The organism is Mediterraneibacter sp. ICN-202921, from assembly GCF_037890075.1.
Lineage (GTDB): Bacteria > Bacillota > Clostridia > Lachnospirales > Lachnospiraceae > Mediterraneibacter > Mediterraneibacter massiliensis.
This window is the reverse complement of the sequence record NZ_JBBKBE010000006.1, coordinates 1-18131: the sequence shown is the minus strand read 5'-3', so window position 1 is coordinate 18131 and position 18131 is coordinate 1. Positions and strand designations below refer to the sequence as shown.

The 18131-nt window shown below is 41.7% G+C and carries 16 protein-coding genes; 11 read left to right on the top strand and 5 right to left on the bottom strand.

Annotated features, from left to right (window positions below; all coding sequences use genetic code 11):
- The first annotated feature begins 31 nt into the window (after positions 1-31).
- Positions 32-1093: a SurA N-terminal domain-containing protein gene (locus WKT01_RS06830; protein WP_270395315.1), complete on the top strand. Its 1062-nt coding sequence runs from the start codon at positions 32-34 to the stop codon at positions 1091-1093.
- Positions 1094-1207: 114 nt separating this feature from the next.
- On the opposite strand, the gene WKT01_RS06825 is transcribed toward WKT01_RS06830, so the two are convergent.
- Together WKT01_RS06825 and WKT01_RS06820 are read right to left on the bottom strand one after the other, a co-directional pair.
- Complete coding sequence (locus WKT01_RS06825; protein ID WP_270395316.1) at positions 1208-1693, bottom strand: cytidylate kinase-like family protein; 486 nt, start codon at positions 1691-1693, stop codon at positions 1208-1210.
- 87 nt (positions 1694-1780) lie between these two features.
- The gene (locus WKT01_RS06820) at positions 1781-2983 is read right to left on the bottom strand and encodes an FprA family A-type flavoprotein (protein WP_270395317.1); all 1203 of its coding nucleotides are present in this window, start codon (positions 2981-2983) and stop codon (positions 1781-1783) included.
- 334 nt (positions 2984-3317) lie between these two features.
- Here WKT01_RS06820 and WKT01_RS06815 point away from each other — a divergent pair, with 334 nt between their 5' ends.
- The gene (locus WKT01_RS06815) at positions 3318-3665 is read left to right on the top strand and encodes an arsenate reductase family protein (protein WP_270395318.1); all 348 of its coding nucleotides are present in this window, start codon (positions 3318-3320) and stop codon (positions 3663-3665) included.
- Positions 3666-4129: 464 nt separating this feature from the next.
- Here the strand turns inward: WKT01_RS06815 and WKT01_RS06810 are convergent, their stop codons facing one another.
- Genes WKT01_RS06810 through WKT01_RS06800 form a run of 3 tightly spaced genes read right to left on the bottom strand, consistent with a single transcriptional unit; the run spans position 4130 to position 5974 of the window.
- Positions 4130-5080, bottom strand: coding sequence for a DUF4097 family beta strand repeat-containing protein (locus WKT01_RS06810; RefSeq protein WP_117975882.1), 951 nt, complete (start codon positions 5078-5080; stop codon positions 4130-4132).
- A complete protein-coding gene (locus WKT01_RS06805; RefSeq protein WP_059069125.1) occupies positions 5077-5661 on the bottom strand; it encodes a DUF1700 domain-containing protein in 585 nt (194 codons plus the stop codon). The genes WKT01_RS06810 and WKT01_RS06805 overlap by 4 nt, the downstream gene beginning before the upstream one ends.
- Entirely contained in the window at positions 5654-5974 is a 321-nt protein-coding gene (locus WKT01_RS06800) for a PadR family transcriptional regulator (protein ID WP_059069127.1), read from the bottom strand. Before WKT01_RS06800 ends, WKT01_RS06805 begins: the two co-directional genes overlap by 8 nt.
- 214 nt (positions 5975-6188) lie before the next feature.
- Between WKT01_RS06800 and WKT01_RS06795 the strand changes: the two genes are divergently transcribed.
- The 9 genes from WKT01_RS06795 to WKT01_RS06755 form a co-directional block, all read left to right on the top strand.
- Positions 6189-6860: a response regulator transcription factor gene (locus WKT01_RS06795; protein ID WP_117975029.1), complete on the top strand. Its 672-nt coding sequence runs from the start codon at positions 6189-6191 to the stop codon at positions 6858-6860.
- The gene (locus tag WKT01_RS06790; RefSeq protein WP_340311755.1) at positions 6857-7948 is read left to right on the top strand and encodes a sensor histidine kinase; all 1092 of its coding nucleotides are present in this window, start codon (positions 6857-6859) and stop codon (positions 7946-7948) included. Before WKT01_RS06795 ends, WKT01_RS06790 begins: the two co-directional genes overlap by 4 nt.
- A 166-nt stretch (positions 7949-8114) precedes the next feature.
- Entirely contained in the window at positions 8115-8879 is a 765-nt protein-coding gene (locus tag WKT01_RS06785) for an ABC transporter ATP-binding protein (RefSeq protein WP_059069133.1), read from the top strand.
- A complete protein-coding gene (locus WKT01_RS06780; RefSeq protein WP_340311752.1) occupies positions 8876-10870 on the top strand; it encodes an ABC transporter permease in 1995 nt (664 codons plus the stop codon). Before WKT01_RS06785 ends, WKT01_RS06780 begins: the two co-directional genes overlap by 4 nt.
- A 77-nt stretch (positions 10871-10947) precedes the next feature.
- On the top strand, positions 10948-12201 hold the full coding sequence (locus tag WKT01_RS06775; RefSeq protein WP_340311750.1) for a cytochrome c biogenesis protein/redoxin: 1254 nt from the start codon (positions 10948-10950) through the stop codon (positions 12199-12201).
- A gap of 110 nt (positions 12202-12311) precedes the next feature.
- A complete protein-coding gene (locus WKT01_RS06770) occupies positions 12312-12656 on the top strand; it encodes a cupin domain-containing protein (RefSeq protein WP_059069138.1) in 345 nt (114 codons plus the stop codon).
- 145 nt (positions 12657-12801) lie between these two features.
- Positions 12802-16095: a DUF5717 family protein gene (locus WKT01_RS06765; protein ID WP_117975025.1), complete on the top strand. Its 3294-nt coding sequence runs from the start codon at positions 12802-12804 to the stop codon at positions 16093-16095.
- 15 nt (positions 16096-16110) lie between these two features.
- Positions 16111-17394, top strand: coding sequence for a DUF5716 family protein (locus WKT01_RS06760; protein ID WP_340311745.1), 1284 nt, complete (start codon positions 16111-16113; stop codon positions 17392-17394).
- The coding region (locus WKT01_RS06755) for a hypothetical protein (protein WP_340311743.1) at positions 17369-18131 on the top strand (763 nt) is incomplete at its 3' end. The genes WKT01_RS06760 and WKT01_RS06755, both read left to right, overlap by 26 nt.

Here is an 18131-nt window from a genome sequence, read left to right as displayed (position 1 = left end):
CTGACCGGAGAAATCTACTTAGGAGGATGTTATGAAAACGTGCAGGAAGAAAATAGTTATCGCAGCGGCAGCGGCCGCTTTGCTAGTAATCGGACTTGCAGGATGCAGCGGCCCCGGAGATGACGCAGTTGTTGCGGAAGTGGGAAAGGAAAAGATTACCTTTGGCGTAGCAAATTTTTATGCAAGAATGCAGCAGGCCCAGTATGAGACATATTATGCAGGGATGATGGGAACTACACCGGAAGAGATGTGGATGCAGGCATCCGGAGAAGATAAGACATATGAGGAGACAACGAAGGAGACGATCCTTGAAAATCTGGAGAATATGTATATCCTCTCCCAGCATGCGGAGGAATACGAGATAAGTATCACGGAAGAAGATAAAAAGGCGATGGAAAAGGCCGTGGGTATATTTGACGAGGATAATACCTTGGAAGATAAGGATATGGTATCCGGGTATAAGAAAAATATAGAAGAAGTATTGAAGCTGGCGACGATACAGGCTCGGATGCGGACTGCGATGACAGCCGACGTGGATACGGAGGTTTCAGATGAGGAAGCTGCGCAGAAAAGCATGCAGTATGTATTCTTTTCCTATACATCTGCCGATGAAAGCGGGAACACGGTTGCGCTGACAGAGGAGGAAAAGAAAGCATTGCAGATAACAGCGCAGGAATTTGCAGATGCTTTGGGAGCGGACGAGGCAAAAAATATAGAGGCAGCAGCAGCTAATGCAGGAATAGAGGTGCAGACGGCTACCTTTGACGCGGAATCGACCAGTCCTCATGCAGATCTGGTGGCAGCGGCAGATGCTTTGGAAAATGCAGGAGACATTACAGGACCGATCGTGACAGACGGCGGTATTTATGTGGCGAAATTGACCAGCCTTTTGGACAGAGAGGCAACCGACGCGAAAAAGACAAGTATCGTGGAGGAACGTAAGCAGGAACAGTATAATTCCCTTATGGAACAATGGCGGAAAGATACTAAGATTAAAGTGCATAAGAATGTCTGGAAGAAAATAGATTTTGAAGATCAGGGTGTGACGATCGTCGAAAGTCAGGAAGAATATACAGACGAGGCAATGGAATAGCAGAAAGTTCCGTTGTGAGAAGAAAAGACACTGCTTTTCTAAAAAGAGAAGCGGTGTCTTTTCTTACATAAAACCTGAAATATCTCTACTTCATACGTATAGAATAGATAGATATCAGATATATTCCATTTTTTCAAAATAATGCATTAGGATATCAGGACAGTTATCCACCCCGAACTGGGATGTATCCAGAATCATGTGATAATCATTTACATCTCCCCAGGTTTTTCCTGTATGTTCGTAGTAGTAAGCGGCACGTTGTGCATCTGTCGTTTCTACTAATTCTTTTGCTTGTTCGTAAGAAAGAGAATATAGAGCCATAATCCGTTGGATACGGTCTTCCTTATCTGCACATACAAAAATATTCAGTACATTCAATTTGTCTTTGAGGATATCGGAAGCGCAGCGTCCCAGTATGATACAGGGGTGTTCGGCAAGTTTACGTATTGCCTGCGCTTCGCTTTCGTACAGATGGTCATTTAGCTGCTGCTCAATGGCAGCTTTATCATAGACAGGAATATGAAGCCGTTTGGAAAGCTCAGCGGCAATAACACTTGCGCCGGTTCCAAAACGGCGGCTCATTGTAATGACTAACTTCATAATAACTCCTCCTTTGTATATGCTGTACATTATACCATTAAATTCTAAAAAAATGAAGAAATATCTATTGGAGTTTTTAAGCTATAGTTATTTAAGTTCTTCAGCTATTTTTTTAGCCAGTTCTTTTAAAGCTTCCATATGATCTTCTTTTAAAGATGATTTTATTGTAAAGTTATCTGTGATCAGACGAGTATTTTTCATTTCTTTCAATTTTGCCTCCATCAGTTTGGTAGACTGGGGCGCCCAGCTTCCGTTTCCCAGTACGGCAAAGGTCCTGTTCTGGACAGACAGCGCCTGCATGTCTTCCAGATACGTGTTCATCAGAGGATAGATGCCGTTATTGTAAGTAGGAGCGGCCAGGATGATGTGGCTGTATTTGAAGGTGTCGGAAATTAACTCAGAAACATGGGTCTTGGAAATATTATGGAAACAAATATTTTTTACGCCTGCTTCTGCAAGAAAGGAAGCAAATACTTCCGCCATGTTTTCCGTATTGCCGTACATAGAAGCTGCGGCGATCATGACTCCTTTTTCTTCCGGTTCATATTTACTCCACAGATCGTATTTTTCCAGAATATAGGAGAGATTATTTCTCCAGATAGGTCCATGGAGAGGGCAGAGCATCCTGATATCCAGTCCGGCCGCTTTTTTCAGGACATTTTGTACTTGCATACCGTATTTGCCGACGATATTTGTATAATATCGTCTTGTCTCGTCAAGCCAGCCATGGTTAAAGTCGATCTCGTCAGTAAACAGATTTCCGTTTAAGGCTCCAAAAGTTCCGAATGCGTCGGCAGAAAAGAGAATCTTATCTGTTTCATCATAGGTCATCATGGCCTCCGGCCAGTGTACCATAGGAGCCATGACAAAGCGCAGAGTATGTCTGCCGAAATTTAAAGAATCTCCTTCTTTGACTGTGATTGTTTTACCTTCTGTTTCCAGATCATAAAACTGATGGATAAAAGGGAAGGTTTTTATGTTTCCGATGATCTTCAAATCAGGGTAGCGCCAAAGAAGATCTTCGATCAAGGCACAGTGGTCCGGTTCCATATGGTTTATGATGAGATAGTCTAAAGGGCGGCCATTCAAAGCCGCTGTGACATTTTCCAAAAACTGCCGGCTGATCGCGGCGTCTGCAGTGTCTAAAAGAACGGTTTTCTCATCTAACAATAGATAAGAATTGTAAGATACGCCTTTAGAGAGTGGAAAAATATTTTCAAACAACTCTAGACGTCTGTCGTTTCCACCTACCCAGTATAAATCTTCAGTGATTTTTCTGCAATTGTGCATATATAGGATCCTCCTTTTATTCTCCTAGACAATAAGCCTGGCAGACATGTAGATATTACTCATTAGCAGACTGTCGTGGGAGATTTAATATTTAAAATAGTACTGATAAGCTTTACTGCCGTTTCTATTTTAACATAAAAGTTGAAATTAGCAAGATAGTTACCTGTTTTCGTACAAAAACTATTTTACCAATTATTCTTAGCTATATTTGCGCGAGAATAGAAAGAGAAGAATTGTAATTAGAGGAAAAATGAATTATAGTAGAGAATAGTACTGGAACAGTGGAAAACTTTATTCCTGTATACCGGCACAAAACATGAAAGAGGAGAGAACGATGCTATTTGTATATTATCCAAAATGCAGTACATGTCAGAAAGCAAAAAAATGGCTGGAGGCAAAGAATATTTCATTTCAAGAAAGAGATATTAAAACAGAGAATCCTTCAGCGGCGGAAATTGAAGAATGGTATAAAAAAAGTGGCCTTCCGTTGAAAAGGTTTTTTAATACAAGCGGAAAACTCTACAAAGAAATGCAGTTAAAAGAAAAGCTGGCTGCCATGAGTGAGAGAGAGCAGCTGGAGTTACTGGGACAAGACGGGATGCTTGTAAAACGTCCCATAGTTGTGACAGAAAAAGAAGTCTTGGTAGGATTTAAAGAAAAAGAGTGGGAAGGAAAACTATAAATTTAACTGACAAAAGAAATAGGAAGTCAAACGGCAAAAGGGCGCATGAAATGTGTATTTTGCATCGCTCGTCAGGGCTTTGCCGAAATTCCTCGCTCACGCAAAACATACATTTCATGCATACACTTTCGCCGCTTAAGTTCATGTTTCTGTTTAAAAAAATTGACTTTACGCTGCTGCGGACTTTCAAACAGGAGTATTTATTTCCTTCTGATAGTGGAATGAAACTTCTAATTGAAAAAGACAGCAAAGAAACACTGTGTCAGATAAGTGGGCTCCGCCCTATGTTCTGACACAGTGTTTCTTTGTGTATCTTCTATAGTTTTTCCGTTTTGAATATAAACTTAAGTGCGGAAGAACGTAAGCGCGATAACTGTATGTTGCAAAAGCGAGGAATTTCGGCAAAGCCCTGACGAGCGTTGTAATATGCAGTTATCGCGCGACCATTCTTTTGTCAGTTAAATCTATAAAGTCTTGATTTCTATATCTCCGGAGTCTACTGTGATATGGATTGTTTTATCTGCTTTTCCTTCAGTCTTATAGTAGTCTTCTCCATCTTCCTCTTTAGAGTAATATCCTTTTGCGGCATTTTCTGGAAGCAGGATATTTCCAAAGTCGGCGGCCAGGTCAAAGGAGTAGCTGTCAAGTGGTTCGGCGAGCAGAAGCTCGATGTCTCCGAAATCATTTTCTCCGGTGAAGGAATCTAATGCGGCCGCTTCCATTAGGAAATCTCCGGAGTCTATGTATACAGAGGCTTCCTTACCTGAGAAATCTTTCAGTGTAGAATCTCCGAAGTTATTTGTCAGAGAAAGAACCTCCGCATGGACAGATTTTGCGGAAATATCTCCGCTATCCATTTCCAGAGTCAGATCTTTAAAGGAGGAATCTTTCATTGTTAAGTCTCCAAAGTCAAGAGACATAGACGCTGTATCAGCGAAGACAGAGGAAATGGTAAGATTGCCCGCATCATTGTAAATATCTAGAGTTCCAAGTGGGACATCTTTGGGAATATATACATTGCAGTAAGCGTCTGTCTGTGTTGCCTGCCAATTAAAATCAAAGCTAAAAGAAAGAGAAGTACCGTCCTGGCCCAGATATAGCGTATTATTTTTTACTTCACAGGAAGGTGTATTGTAGTCTCCGTCTAATACATATTCCACATAAAAATTTTGATCATCTGAAGGAAGAAGGCAGACATCCGCCATAGAATGTATGTCGATCTTTATATTTTTAAAAGGCTGTGTTTTTTCTTTTTCCTGTCTGTATTCCGTTTGAGATGACGCGGAAGCGATTCCTTTTTTAGACCAGGAAATACCGGGGAGCCCTCCGATTGCAAAACCGATACCTGTGAAAAGAAGTCCGGCAGCCATTAAGGAACAGGAGAGAAGCAGCATGCGTTTGGTTGTTTTTTTCATTTTTTACGTCCTCCTTTTGTGATTTTTCCGAGTGAACAAGTCATCTTTCTCAGAAACCATGTAGTCAGGAAAATAGTGCCATATATGCAGAGGATTCCTGCGCCAAGAGCAAAGATTCCTATCCCTAAATTGCACAGTCCGTCAGGAAATGTGCGGAACAAGAGGATCACTCCGCCTAATATGCTCAGTATTCCGCCTGCCGCAACAGCCACTGCAGAAAAAATGAGAGAAAGCAGAACAGCAAATACAGTGATGAGCAAAGCCACTGCCACAATGATAATGGCAAGTGCGAGCGGCAGCGCGATAGGTGCGGCGCATACGCCCAGGATACCTACCCAGACAGCAGAAATCCCCTTTTTCATTGTCTTCGGCGGTTCTTTACTATTTTGTCCAGCAAGCTGCATGATAAGCTCTTTGGCAGCTTCTTCAGGAGAACCTAGATCTGTGATCGCCTGCTGTTCATTTTCAGGACCGGCTTCTTCAAAATATTCATCAAAATATGCAAGCGCCTTGTCATAATCCTCTTTTGGAAGACGGCGTAGTTTTCCTGCCAGTTGTCTCATATACTCTTTTTTAGTCATTTGTAATCCCTCCCTTTATGATGTCGTCTATGATCGCTTTGTATGTTTCCCATTCTTTTATAAGAGCTTGCTGCTGTCTGCGGCCATTGTCTGTAATAGAATAATACTTACGGTTTCGTCCCTGATACTGCATGTCATAAGCTTCTACCAATTGATTTTCCTGAAGCCTTTTTAAAATCGGGTAGAGCGTAGAATCCTTCGTATTGGAAACCCGTTTGATGATCTGGCTTATCTGATACCCATACGTGTCTCCTTCGGCAATGACAGATAAGACGAGAAAATCCAGCATAGGTGCGTTTGGAGTAAATGTCATAGTACACCGGTCCTTTCTATATGATTTTTAATATATATAAAGAAAAAATATATATTAAATTTAAATATATTATATAAAGTATAATATATAAAGTCAAGAGGTATGTGGAAAATAAATTAAAAAAAGTACATCTTGTTGAATACTCATGAGATAGAGTATAATGAAAAACAGATTTCACACGGTTGCTCATAGAGCGAAAAAACAGGAGGCGCATATGTATAAGATCTTAATAGTAGAAGACGACAGGACAATTGCACAGAGTTTGAAAAGGCACTTGGAAAAGTGGGATTATACCGTATGTACTGTACAGGATTTTCATAATGTGATGGAAGAATTTGTCTCTTTCGGACCAGAGTTGGTTTTGATGGATATTTTGCTCCCTTTTTATAACGGATACCATTGGTGTACAGAAATAAGAAAAAATTCTAGTGTCCCGATTCTTTTTCTTTCTTCTGCCAGTGATAATATGAATATTGTCATGGCAATGAATATGGGGGGCGATGATTTTATCGAAAAGCCTTTTGATCTAAATGTATTGACAGCGAAGATCCAGGCAATACTCCGCAGAGCGTACTCCTTCCAAGGGCAGGCGAATCTTCTGGAGAGGGGAGGCGCTTTTTTAAATCTAAGTGACGCTACACTGACGTATCAAGAAGAAAAGATAGAGTTGACAAAAAATGATTTTAAAATTTTGAAGGTGCTTATGGAAAACGCCGGGAAGATCGTAGAAAGGGAAGAGTTGATGCAGCGGCTGTGGGAAAGCGACACCTTTATCGATGACAACACGCTGACTGTCAATGTGACAAGGATACGTCGAAAATTAGAAGAAATCGGTTTATATGAATTTATTAAGACAAAGAAAGGAATCGGGTATCTGATAGAATGAAAAAGACAAGTATAGCGTATGTAAAAAAATGCTGGAAAAGGCTCTTGTTTTATTTTGGTTTTTTGGGGCTGATTTATCTGGTCCTGTATTTATATAATATCAGGCAGGACGCGTTAGGCTATATGGTCTTGTTGGGAAGCTTTTTTTGTGTCTCCGCAGAGACAGCGGGGTTTATCCGTTACAGGAGGCATTATGGAAAATTGTTTCAAGCGGTAAAAGGAATGCCGGACGAAATGGGAGATTTTCCCAAGGCTGATGATACGATAGAAGAGACGTACCAGGAAAGAATGATGGAACTATATGAAGAAAAGAACAGGCTGGAATCTGAAATGCGCATCGGGCGTCAGGAGATGCAGGAGTATTATGGACTGTGGGTACATCAGATCAAAACACCCATTTCTGCAATGAATCTGTTACTCCAAACCATGGAAGAAAACGATAGAGCACAAAGGAAAGAGGCAGTAAAAGAATTAAAAGTAGAATTGTTTAAGACAGAACAATATGTGGAAATGGTCCTTACCTATTTGCGAATGGAAGATATTTCTTCTGATATGCTGCTCTATTGGTATAGAACAGATACACTGGTAAAGCAGGCGGTGCGTAAATATTCACAAATGTTTATCTTAAAAAAGATAAAATTAAATTATACAGAGTGCAGCCGGGTGGTGCTTACTGATGAAAAGTGGATGGTATTTGTGCTGGAACAGATTTTATCCAATGCTCTAAAATACACAAAAAAGGGTTCTATCTCCATCTATACAGAACCAGAGGAAGGTTTGGAATCTGAAGATCGCTGTGTACAGAAAAGTACGCAGGAGACAGAAGTACAGAATATAAAAGAAGGCGGTGTGCTTGTAATAGAAGATACAGGGATCGGGATCAGCGCTGAGGACCTTCCACGTGTATTCGAAAAAGGTTTTACCGGATATAATGGAAGGCAGGATAAGAAATCTACAGGAATTGGATTGTATTTATGTAAATCGGTCTGTGAAAAATTAAATCATACAATCCGCATCTATTCTGTCCAGGGAAAAGGAACCAAAGTGAAAATAGGTCTGTCGCGCAGGGAACTACACTGTGAAGAATAAAAAATTTTGTCCAATATGACAAAAATGTAAGGATCGGTATTGGGATTGTAAGGGAAGGCTATGGCAGGACAAAAGCGTATTTCTTTATAATATAAGAAGATCCGGCAGTATGCAGCGTGTCTTACATCCGGATCTTTGAGAAGAAAATGAAGAAAGGCGGTATACCATGGCACTATTAGAGGTAAAAAATGTAAAGAAGATCTATACAACAAGATTTGGAGGAAATAAAGTCCAGGCTTTAAAAGATGTCAGCTTTTCTGTGGAACCACAGGAGTATGTGGCGATCATGGGGGAAAGCGGTTCGGGAAAAACGACATTGCTTAATATTCTGGCAGCATTAGATAAACCGACCAGTGGGAGAGTTTATTTAAAGGAAAGGGACCTAAGTCAGGTAAAAGATCGGGAGATGGCGGCGTTTCGCAGACAGAATCTGGGGTTTGTATTTCAGGAATTTAACCTGCTGGATACATTTTCGCTGGAAGACAATATTTATCTTCCGTTAGTCCTGGCCGGTAAGAAATATGAAGAAATGCATAAACGTCTTCTGCCGATCGCAAAACAGCTGGGGATCATGGACATTCTAAAGAAATATCCCTATGAGGTATCAGGAGGACAAAAGCAGAGAGCGGCAGTTGCAAGAGCACTTATCATAAAACCGCAGCTGATTTTGGCAGACGAGCCGACAGGAGCTTTGGATTCACGATCCTCAGATGAACTTTTGCAGTTATTTACCCAGATCAATCAGAATGGACAGACGATCTTGATGGTTACACATAGTGTAAAAGCGGCAAGCAATGCAAAAAGAGTGTTGTTTATCAAAGACGGGCAGGTTTTCCATCAAATCTACAGAGGATGCCAGACGAATGAAGAAATGTATCAGAAGATCACGGCTGCGCTTACCGTCCTGTCAACAGGGGGTGAGTTAAAGTGAGTATAGCATTTTATTTTAAGCTTGCATTTACAAATTTAAAGAAAAATCATAAGACCTATATTCCATATCTTTTGACATGCATCATCACGATCATGATGTTTTATTGTCTGAGTGCTGTGGCCAGAAACTCCGGGCTGGATCAGATGAATGGAAGTGAAAGCCTCAAGTTGATCTTAAAATACGCGGTTTGGGTAACCGGGATTTTTGCCGCTGTTTTTCTGTTTTATACGAATAGTTTCCTCATTAAACAAAGGAAAAAGGAATTTGGCGTATATCAGGTACTGGGGATGGACAAACGAAATCTGATAAAGATGGAGGTCTGCGAGACGCTGATCACGATAGTTGTGAGTTTGACAGCGGGTCTTTCGATGGGGATGCTGTTTGGCAGACTGATGTTTTTGCTTCTTTTAAAGATGGTACAATTTCCGGTACCGCTGCGCTATTCAGTTGAACCGGCAGCGCTTTTGCAGGGAGCGCTTCTGTTCTTAGGGATTTTCGCGGCAACGCTTCTTACGAATCTATTTCAGGTAGGCCGCGTAAAGCCGGTCGATTTACTCAAAGGAGAAAATACAGGAGAGAAGGAACCAAAAACAAAGTGGTTGTTCGTGCTCATTGGAATTATGGCTCTGGCGGGAGGATACTATATCGCTCTTGCGACAGAAGATCCACTGGTGGCTATTTTCCAGTTTTTTATAGCGGTCATATTAGTCATCATAGGGACATACTGTTTGTTTATGACAGGGAGTATCGCTCTTTTAAAAATATTAAAAAAGAAGAAAAAATATTATTATAAGACACGGCATTTTATCTCTGTTTCCGGCATGATCTACCGTATGAAGCAAAATGCCGTGGGACTTGCAAATATCTGTATCATGAGTACGATCGTACTGGTTCTGATCTCTATGACAGTATCGCTGTATGTAGGAATAGACGATATTGTCTCTACAAGGTATCCGACCGATTTTAAAACAGAGCTCTATATGCCGGAAGAAGGGATGAAGGAGAAGGCGGATCAGATTGTAAAAGAAGAAGCAGAGTCGGAAAATGTTAAGATAAAAAATCTGGCAGAATATACGTCGGGGAGTCTTGCATGCATGTTTGACGGCAAGGATACGATAGAAGTAGATATGACAAAAGTGGAAGGGGAGATTTCGAATGTGGCGGAAAACTACTATCGCTTGCTGATGCTTACAGTCGCCGATTATAACGCCCTGCAAGGCAAAAACGAAAAACTTTCAAAGGAGCAGGCGCTTGTTTTCGTATCGGGTCCTAAGGCATATACGGCAGATACGCTTAAACTGGACGGCAAAACATATGAAGTCAAAGCAAAAAACACAAAAACCGCAGTGAAAAACAGCACATTGTCTTCGGTGATCAAGACCATTTATGTGGTCATGTCGGATGAAGCACAAATAGAAAATCTGGTGCGAACCTATGGATTGGAAGGAGCAAATGGTTTAAGCTATACGATTGAATTTGATCTGATCGGGGAAAAAGAGGCGATGCGCAATGCAATGAAAAATATGGAAGATAGGCTTTCAGAAGAAATCGGGGAAAGTGCAGCTACGGAGATACGGCAGGAGCATAAAGAAGATTTTCTTCAGATCGACGGAGGCTTTTTGTTCTTGGGCATCTTTGTAGGAGCGCTGTTTTTGATGGCAACGGTACTGATCATCTATTATAAACAAATATCAGAGGGGTACAGTGACCGGGAACGATATCAGATCATGCAGAAAGTCGGCATGGATAAGCGGGAAGTCGTGCGCTCTATAAAAAGCCAGGTCATGACCGTATTCTTTCTGCCTTTAGCAGGCGCAGTACTGCATCTGGCCGTTGCGTTTAAACTTATGGCTAAACTTCTGGAAATCATGTATCTTACCAACGTGCCGCTGTTTGCCGCGTGTACAGGTGTGACAATATTGGTGTTTGTCGTGTTCTACGCAATCGTATTTGCAGTGACATCCAGAGAGTATTATAAAATTGTAAGATAGGAAAAAGCATGGTATAATAGGGACACTCTAAGCCGGTAAAGTAAAAGGCATGAAAATAGAAGATGAGGAGGTAAAAAATGGGATTTGAATTAGAGGCAAGTGTTCCTGCAATTACCGTGTTTTTACAGGGACTTTTGAGTTTTTTCTCTCCCTGCGTGCTTCCGCTGGTCCCTTTATATCTGGGGTATCTTTCCGGAGGAATCCAGGGAGAAAGTGATTTTTCGAAACACAGAGGAAAATTATTGCTCAACACGGTCTGCTTTGTCCTGGGGATCAGCGCGGCATTCTTTCTGATGGGAGCCGGCGTTTCGGCGGCGGGCAGCTTTCTTCATAAATACCAGATGATGTTTGCAAAAGCGGGAGGAATCTTGATCGTCTTGTTTGGTTTCTATCAGCTCGGTGTTTTCGGAAAATCGAAAGTATTGGGAAATGAACATCGTCTTCCGATCCATCTAGAAAAGTTGACCATGTCTCCGTTTACGGCGCTTTTATTTGGCTTCACTTTCAGTTTTGCGTGGACCCCCTGCGTAGGCCCGGCTCTGGCAAGTGTTCTTGTGATGGCGGGAAGCGCGCAGACACAGGCGGCAGGCTTTCTTTTGATCGGTGTATATACGGCTGGTTTTGTACTGCCGTTTCTTGCTGTTGGATTGTTTACGGCAAAAGTGCTGGCCTTTTTCAAAAAACATGGAAATGTGGTGCGCTATACGGTGAAGGCCGGAGGTGTCTTGATGATCTTGATGGGACTGATGATGTTCACCGGGAAAATGAACGCGGTGACGGGATATCTTTCCGGGGCAAAAACACCGCAGGCGGTCTCTGAAAAGAAGGAAGAAACTGCAGAGAAAGAAGACAGACAGGCGGAACAGAAAGCAGATGGGCAGGAGAAAAAAGCGGAGCATGATTTTACATTGAAAGATCAGTATGGGGAAGAACATACGCTTTCAGACTATAAAGGAAAAGTTGTATTTTTGAATTTCTGGGCGACCTGGTGTCCGCCCTGCAGAGCAGAAATGCCGGATATTCAAAAACTGTACGAGGAATATACAGGGGAAGATACGGAAGTAGTAATCCTTGGAATCGCGGCACCGGAATATGGAAATGAGACGGATGAAGCGGGGATCATACAGTTTATGAAAGAGAATGGATATACGTATCCGGTAGTGATGGATGTAGATGGAGGAGTCTTTTCACGTTATGGCATTACGGCGTATCCGACGACCTTTATGATAGATAAAAAAGGAGAAATTTTCGGCTATGCGCAGGGGCAACTTTCAGAAGATGTGATGAGGAGCATCATACAGCAGACGCTGGAAGGGAAAAAAGACGAGTAGAAAGAAAAAAAGACGAGTAGAAAGAAAAAGGGCAGTTTCTTTCTATAAGCGCTGTATGTATGAGGTATTGCCCTATGTACAGAAGATCAAGGATAGTGTAAGGAGGAGAGATGACGAAGGCAGGAGAGAGAAAAATCGAGACAGTGGAACGGGTAAATGGAGGAGCTGGTTTTATCATGAAAGAAGCCCTGCTGGATATGGGACAGCTGGGAAAACATTGTAAAATGTTTTCCCGGATAACCGTAAAACCTGGGTGTGAGCTAGGACATCATGAACACTATGAGGAGACGGAAACTTACTATATCCTTTCAGGTACAGGAATGTACGAGGATGACGGAAAAGCATATAAAGCAGAACCGGGGGACGTCTTTTTCTGTGAGAGTGGACATGGGCACGGAATAAAAAATGATGGGAGAGAAGATCTTAACTTTATTGCAATGATATTGAGGGCGTAATACATGTATACAATCCGAAAAGAAAATCTTCTATTCTAGCATTGCAAGATATACTATAATAATGCTATAATTTACTGTAGTATGTCAGCGTCAGTGTTCTGACGCTGCGCCATGTCAATAGAAGAAATATGAGTAGGTGACTGACTTGAAGAATAAAATCAAACGATTTGCAAAGGGAGATTTTCATATTCCACAGCCGGAGATCATATTTCCGGAGACACGTATTATCATGCGCGTCGGGGAAGGGGAAGAATATAGAGGAAGCTTTTCCTTGCAAAATGAAGGAGAAGGAACGATCAGAGGGCTTGTATATCCCTCTTCTTTTCGTATACACTGTGACGAGCAGGGTTTTGACGGGAATCCAGTAAATATCTATTATACATATGACGGGACAGGTCTGGTACCAGGACATGTTGAGCACGGGAAATTTACGATCGTCTGCAATGGTGGGGAATTTGATATTGCGTTTACTGCGATCATTGAAAAACCTTTTGTTATGACGCGTTACGGTAAAGTACAGAGTCTGGAAGACTTTAAAAAGTTAGCTTTTAGAGATCCGGCAGAGGCAGAAAAATTGTTCCGCTCCAGAGATTTTTATGAGATATTGAAGTATGAGGACAAACGGATACAGGCATTGTATGACAATATGCGCAAATGGGAATTGAATCAGCATGCGCTGGAGGAATTTCTCGTCGGGTGTAAACAAAAAGAGAAAATCTTCTTGACTTTAGAGGAAGAAAGCCGTGCGTTTATTTCCCTGGAGGAAGCAAGAAAAGAGACCTTTACGATCAAGAAGAATACGTGGGGGTACCAGGAAATCGATGTCAAGACAGAAGGGGACTTTCTTTCTGTAGAACATACACGCATTACGACAGAAGAATTTATTGGAAATTCTTATCGTTTGGAGTATTTTATCACACTGGAAAATCTGCATGACGGAAGTAATTTTGGACAGATCGTGCTGGAAACTGCGTACGAGACGCTCTGTTATGAGATCGTGGTAGAAAAAAATGTTAAGCGGGATGAAGAACACAGAGCAGCAGACCAGGAATTTGCCGGGATCGTGAAAAGTTATCTAAGTTATGAAGCTGGGAAAATGGATATAAATACCTGGACAAAAGAAGCGCTGAAGCGGATCGAACATCTGCGTGATGTAGACAGTAAAAAAGAGGTATATCTGCTGGTACATGCACATATCTGTCTTCTTGGCGGGATGCCGGAGGAAGCAAAGTGGCTCTTGGAGTCTTATAATTATAATCGTTTTGCCATTGGCAAAGATGCGGAGATGAGCTCCTATTATCTGTATCTGACAACTCTTTTGAGTAATGACAGCATCGGGCAGAGAAGGGTAGCGGAAGAATTATCTAAATCATTTATGAAGCATCCAGAGAGTTGGAAGATTTTATGTATGCTTGTAAATGTAGATTCGGAGTACAAGATCTACAGTGAGAGACTGCGGGCGTTGGAAAAGCAGTTCTACGAAGAAAAGTCACACAGTATCTGGTTTTATATGGAAGCGTTTAAATGCTTTAGGGATAAGAGCACCTCTCTGAAAAAGCTGGGGATGTTTGAAGTGCGGGTAGTGCTCTTTGCGGCTAAGCATAAGCTGATGACAAAAGAGTTGGCGCTTTATACCGCAAACCTTGCTAGTCAGCTGAAAACTTTTGACAGACATCTGTATGACACGTTGGTCTTGTCTTATGAAATGTATGAAGAATCTATGATATTGACTGCGATCTGTACACTGCTGATCAAAGGGAGCCGCATGGAGAGCATGTATTTTAAATGGTATGAAAAGGCAGTAGAGGCGGAATTAAAGATCGCGCAGCTTTATGAATATTATATGGCGGCAGTTGATCCGCAATATTTCAATAAACCCCTTCCAAGGTCTGTGTATCTATATTTTATGCATGGGAATAACTTGGATTATCATAAATGTTCCTTTTTGTACGCGAATCTGATCACGTATGAAGATGAAGGAAGTGAGATTTATGCGCATTACAGGGATGAAATGGAAGCTTTTGCATGGAATCAGTTAGACCGTCGGCACGTTGATGAACTGCTCAGAGTTATTTATAAACGTTTTATCGTGGAACGTTCTATGAATCCGGAACGTGTAAAAGCGTTGTATGATATTTGCCATGCGTATGAGATCACGACAAAAGTACCGAATATGAAATTTATCCATGTGATAGCGGAGGATGGGACGGTTACGCAGAAAGTTCCATATACAGATCATGGCACGCAAGTATTCTTGTATGCCAAGACAGATAGGCTTGTCTGGGAAGGCAAGGATGGAAGACATTATACAGACTCTATACCTTACGAAAGCAAACGTATGTTCTACGAACTTAGATATATGGACATGTGCAGGAAATTCATCAATGGCTTGAGAAGAAGCAAGGAGGAGGAAGAAGAGGAGGAACTGACTCTTGAAGCAGTGCGAATACATGGCATGGAAAGTTATACAGAGGAAGAAGTTTTCAGCCTGTGCAGCAAGACGATCCGGGAGAGCAATTATGAATCGGATGATTTCCTGACGTATATTTGTTTTGAATTATTTAAAAAAGGGCAGTATGACAAAGTGATACTGACCTATCTTGCCAATTATTACTGCGGGGCTACTCCAGATATGAAGTGGCTTTGGAGAGAGGCTAGAGAATATGAGGTACATACGCATAAGCTGGCTGAACGGATCTTAACGCAGATGTTATTTTCCGAGGAAGTATTCCAAGAAGTAGCTGTTTTTGAGGAGTACTATGCGGAAGGGGCATATTTCAGGCTGCAGCAGGCATATCTTGCCTATGTATCCAGAGAATATGTTGTGGAAGAACGTAAGATAGGGAAAAGTGTCATTGACATTATATGCCGGGAATATGAAAAAGGCGAAGATACCATTGACATATGTAAGATTGCAGTGCTGAAGTATTATGCCCAGAAGGAATATAGTTCGCAGACACGTAAAACATTGAAAAAATTTTTACAGGAGCTGTGCGGAAAACAAATATATTTTCCATTTTTCCTTACATATGAGAAGGACTGGCTCATCGAGCTGCAGTTATGGGATAAGACATTGATAGAATACAAGGGGCAGAAAGGAAGCAGGGTCATGCTGTATTATCAGCTTCAAAAAGGAGGAAGTGAACCTGCCGATTACTCTACAGAGGTGCTTACGCCTATGTATGAAAATCTGTATGTCAAAAAGTTTGTACTGTTCGCTCATGAAAAATTAAAATATTATTTTAAAGAAACTATAGATGGGAATTCTTACCGCAGCAATAAAGCAAGCTGTGGACGAAGGATAGAAAAGGGCGAGAGCGGGCGATATGGAAAGCTCAATGATATCTTGCTGGAGGAAGACAAAGAAAAAAAACAAAAGATGATGCGTGCATATGCGGTGGAAAGCGCGATCGCGGCGCACATGTTTGTACAGTATTAAGGAGGCAGTTTGCCTATGGGACAGGGCAGTATTATCGGGTATGAGATTAACGAAAAGACATGCCAGATCAGTTTCTATAATGAAGAAGAATTAGAACCGGATACATTGGAAGTAGACACGGACAACTATCAGATCCCCTTGATCATTGGAAAATTGAGAGATACGTGGGCATATGGAAAAGAAGCTAAAAGGCTGGTTACTATTAAGGAAGGATTTACAGTGACCCGCTTGTTGGATAAAAGTCTTGCTGGAGACAAGATTGAATTTGGTGAAGAGTCCTATGATGCCGTGTGGCTATTATCTCAATTTATCCAGATGTCTTTAAAAGAGTTTCCACAGATCGACGGGATCGTATTCAGTGTTCCGGTGCTGACAGAAGAACTGGCACAGATGCTCCGGGGCATTGCGGTGCGTATGAATATAGACAAACGGCATATTTTTATCCAGGATTACAAAGAAAGTTTTTGCAATTATCTGTTCTACCAGCCTAAAGAGTTGTGGCAGTATGATGCCGCGCTGTTTTGCTGCGACCGGAATGAGATCAAGGCATATATGCTCAGGCGTCTGAAACCGGGATTAGGCGGCGGAAAGACGACTTTTGTGACAGTAGACGAGGTGGCAAGTGCGCATATGAAAGAGCTGGCGGCTGTATATCCGGTGCTCAATGAAGACAGGGCAAAGGAAGCAGATCTGATGTTCTGTCGTTTTATAGAAAGCGTATTTGACAAGCGCATCGTATCTTCTGTCTTTTTGACCGGTGAAGGTTTTGAAAACAACTGGTATCCAAAGGCTCTGCGGGTCTTGTGCAATGGCAGGCGCGCGTTTATAGGAAATAATCTTTACAGCAAAGGGGCGTGCTATACTGCCTATAGAAAATTATTTATGCATATAGAGAATCCCGTTTATTTGTCAGAGGACAAACTGACAGATCAGATAACGGTAAATATGAGAGTAGACGGCCAGGAAATGTGGTATCCGATCGTTTCCTGGGGGGCGCATTGGTACGAGTCTAATAATCAATGGGAAGTGCTTTTGGAAGATGTGGAAGATATTGAGTTTCATATAGATTCTCTGATCCAAGGAAGTTTAAAGACAGAGAAGATTTCATTGAAAAGCTTCCCAAAACGAGCGGAATATTCTATGCGTCTGCAGATCGAGACATTGTTTCTGGACGAGAAAACCTGCAAGATCACGGTGCGGGATGCCGGTTTTGGAGAATTTTTCCCGCCGACAGATTTCCAGGAAGAAAAAATCATACATTTAGGAGGAAATGATGGGAAGTTTAATTCTTTGTCATGATAAACATGCGACTCACCCATATGAAATCACGCGGATCCACTGTAAGATTTTTACACTGGAAGAATTGTGCTATTATCTGTGCAATAATCTATACTTGATCGATTATACGATCATGAACGTGCAGCTCTTGAGGTGGCTGGAAGAAGAACTGGAAATGCAGGAGCTGGCTGAACAGCTTAAAGATGTGATCCGTCTGAAAGGCTCGGTGGAAAAGTTTGTCCTTACTATCCTGAAAGCTTCAAAGATTTACCGTGAACCGGAGATGATCCGGATTCAGAATGTTTTGGAACATTTGAAAAATCAAAAGGATATTGAGCGGCAGAAATATAAAGGGGACAACCTGTTAGAAAGTGGAGAGATAGAGGAGGCCATCCTTGTTTATCAGGCTATTTTAAATGCCGAGAAAGACGAGACGGTAGATACAAAATTTTATGGAAAGATTTATGCGTGTCTGGGCGCGGCTTACGGGCGCCTGTTTTTATATCAGGAGTCTGCGAAGATGTATGACAGAGCCTATCAGATATGCGCAGATCAGGCGCTGTTAAAGCCGTATCTCTATGCTTCTTATAAATATATGTCTTTGGAGGAGTATCACATTTTGTTGACGAAACAAGAAGAATATGTAGAAGTCAATGCGCAGATGCGCAGAGAAATGGAAGAGATCATGCAGAAAGTGCCAAAGGAGCCGGGGAGTGAATGGATCGAGAAATGGAAGCGTCGGCATAGAAGAAGTCATG

Excerpts from the sequence above, each read along its gene's own strand:
- WKT01_RS06800 (WP_059069127.1), bottom strand. The coding sequence starts at position 5,974 with ATGACATTTACTCCAAACGCACCTATGCTGGATTTTCTCGTCTTATCT.
- WKT01_RS06760 (WP_340311745.1), top strand. The coding sequence starts at position 16,111 with ATGGGACAGGGCAGTATTATCGGGTATGAGATTAACGAAAAGACATGC.
- WKT01_RS06785 (WP_059069133.1), top strand. The coding sequence starts at position 8,115 with ATGGCACTATTAGAGGTAAAAAATGTAAAGAAGATCTATACAACAAGA.
- WKT01_RS06790 (WP_340311755.1), top strand. The coding sequence starts at position 6,857 with ATGAAAAAGACAAGTATAGCGTATGTAAAAAAATGCTGGAAAAGGCTC.
- WKT01_RS06830 (WP_270395315.1), top strand. The coding sequence starts at position 32 with ATGAAAACGTGCAGGAAGAAAATAGTTATCGCAGCGGCAGCGGCCGCT.
- WKT01_RS06775 (WP_340311750.1), top strand. The coding sequence starts at position 10,948 with ATGGGATTTGAATTAGAGGCAAGTGTTCCTGCAATTACCGTGTTTTTA.
- WKT01_RS06815 (WP_270395318.1), top strand. The coding sequence starts at position 3,318 with ATGCTATTTGTATATTATCCAAAATGCAGTACATGTCAGAAAGCAAAA.
- WKT01_RS06820 (WP_270395317.1), bottom strand. The coding sequence starts at position 2,983 with ATGCACAATTGCAGAAAAATCACTGAAGATTTATACTGGGTAGGTGGA.
- WKT01_RS06795 (WP_117975029.1), top strand. The coding sequence starts at position 6,189 with ATGTATAAGATCTTAATAGTAGAAGACGACAGGACAATTGCACAGAGT.
- WKT01_RS06770 (WP_059069138.1), top strand. The coding sequence starts at position 12,312 with ATGACGAAGGCAGGAGAGAGAAAAATCGAGACAGTGGAACGGGTAAAT.
- WKT01_RS06825 (WP_270395316.1), bottom strand. The coding sequence starts at position 1,693 with ATGAAGTTAGTCATTACAATGAGCCGCCGTTTTGGAACCGGCGCAAGT.
- WKT01_RS06810 (WP_117975882.1), bottom strand. The coding sequence starts at position 5,080 with ATGAAAAAAACAACCAAACGCATGCTGCTTCTCTCCTGTTCCTTAATG.
- WKT01_RS06805 (WP_059069125.1), bottom strand. The coding sequence starts at position 5,661 with ATGACTAAAAAAGAGTATATGAGACAACTGGCAGGAAAACTACGCCGT.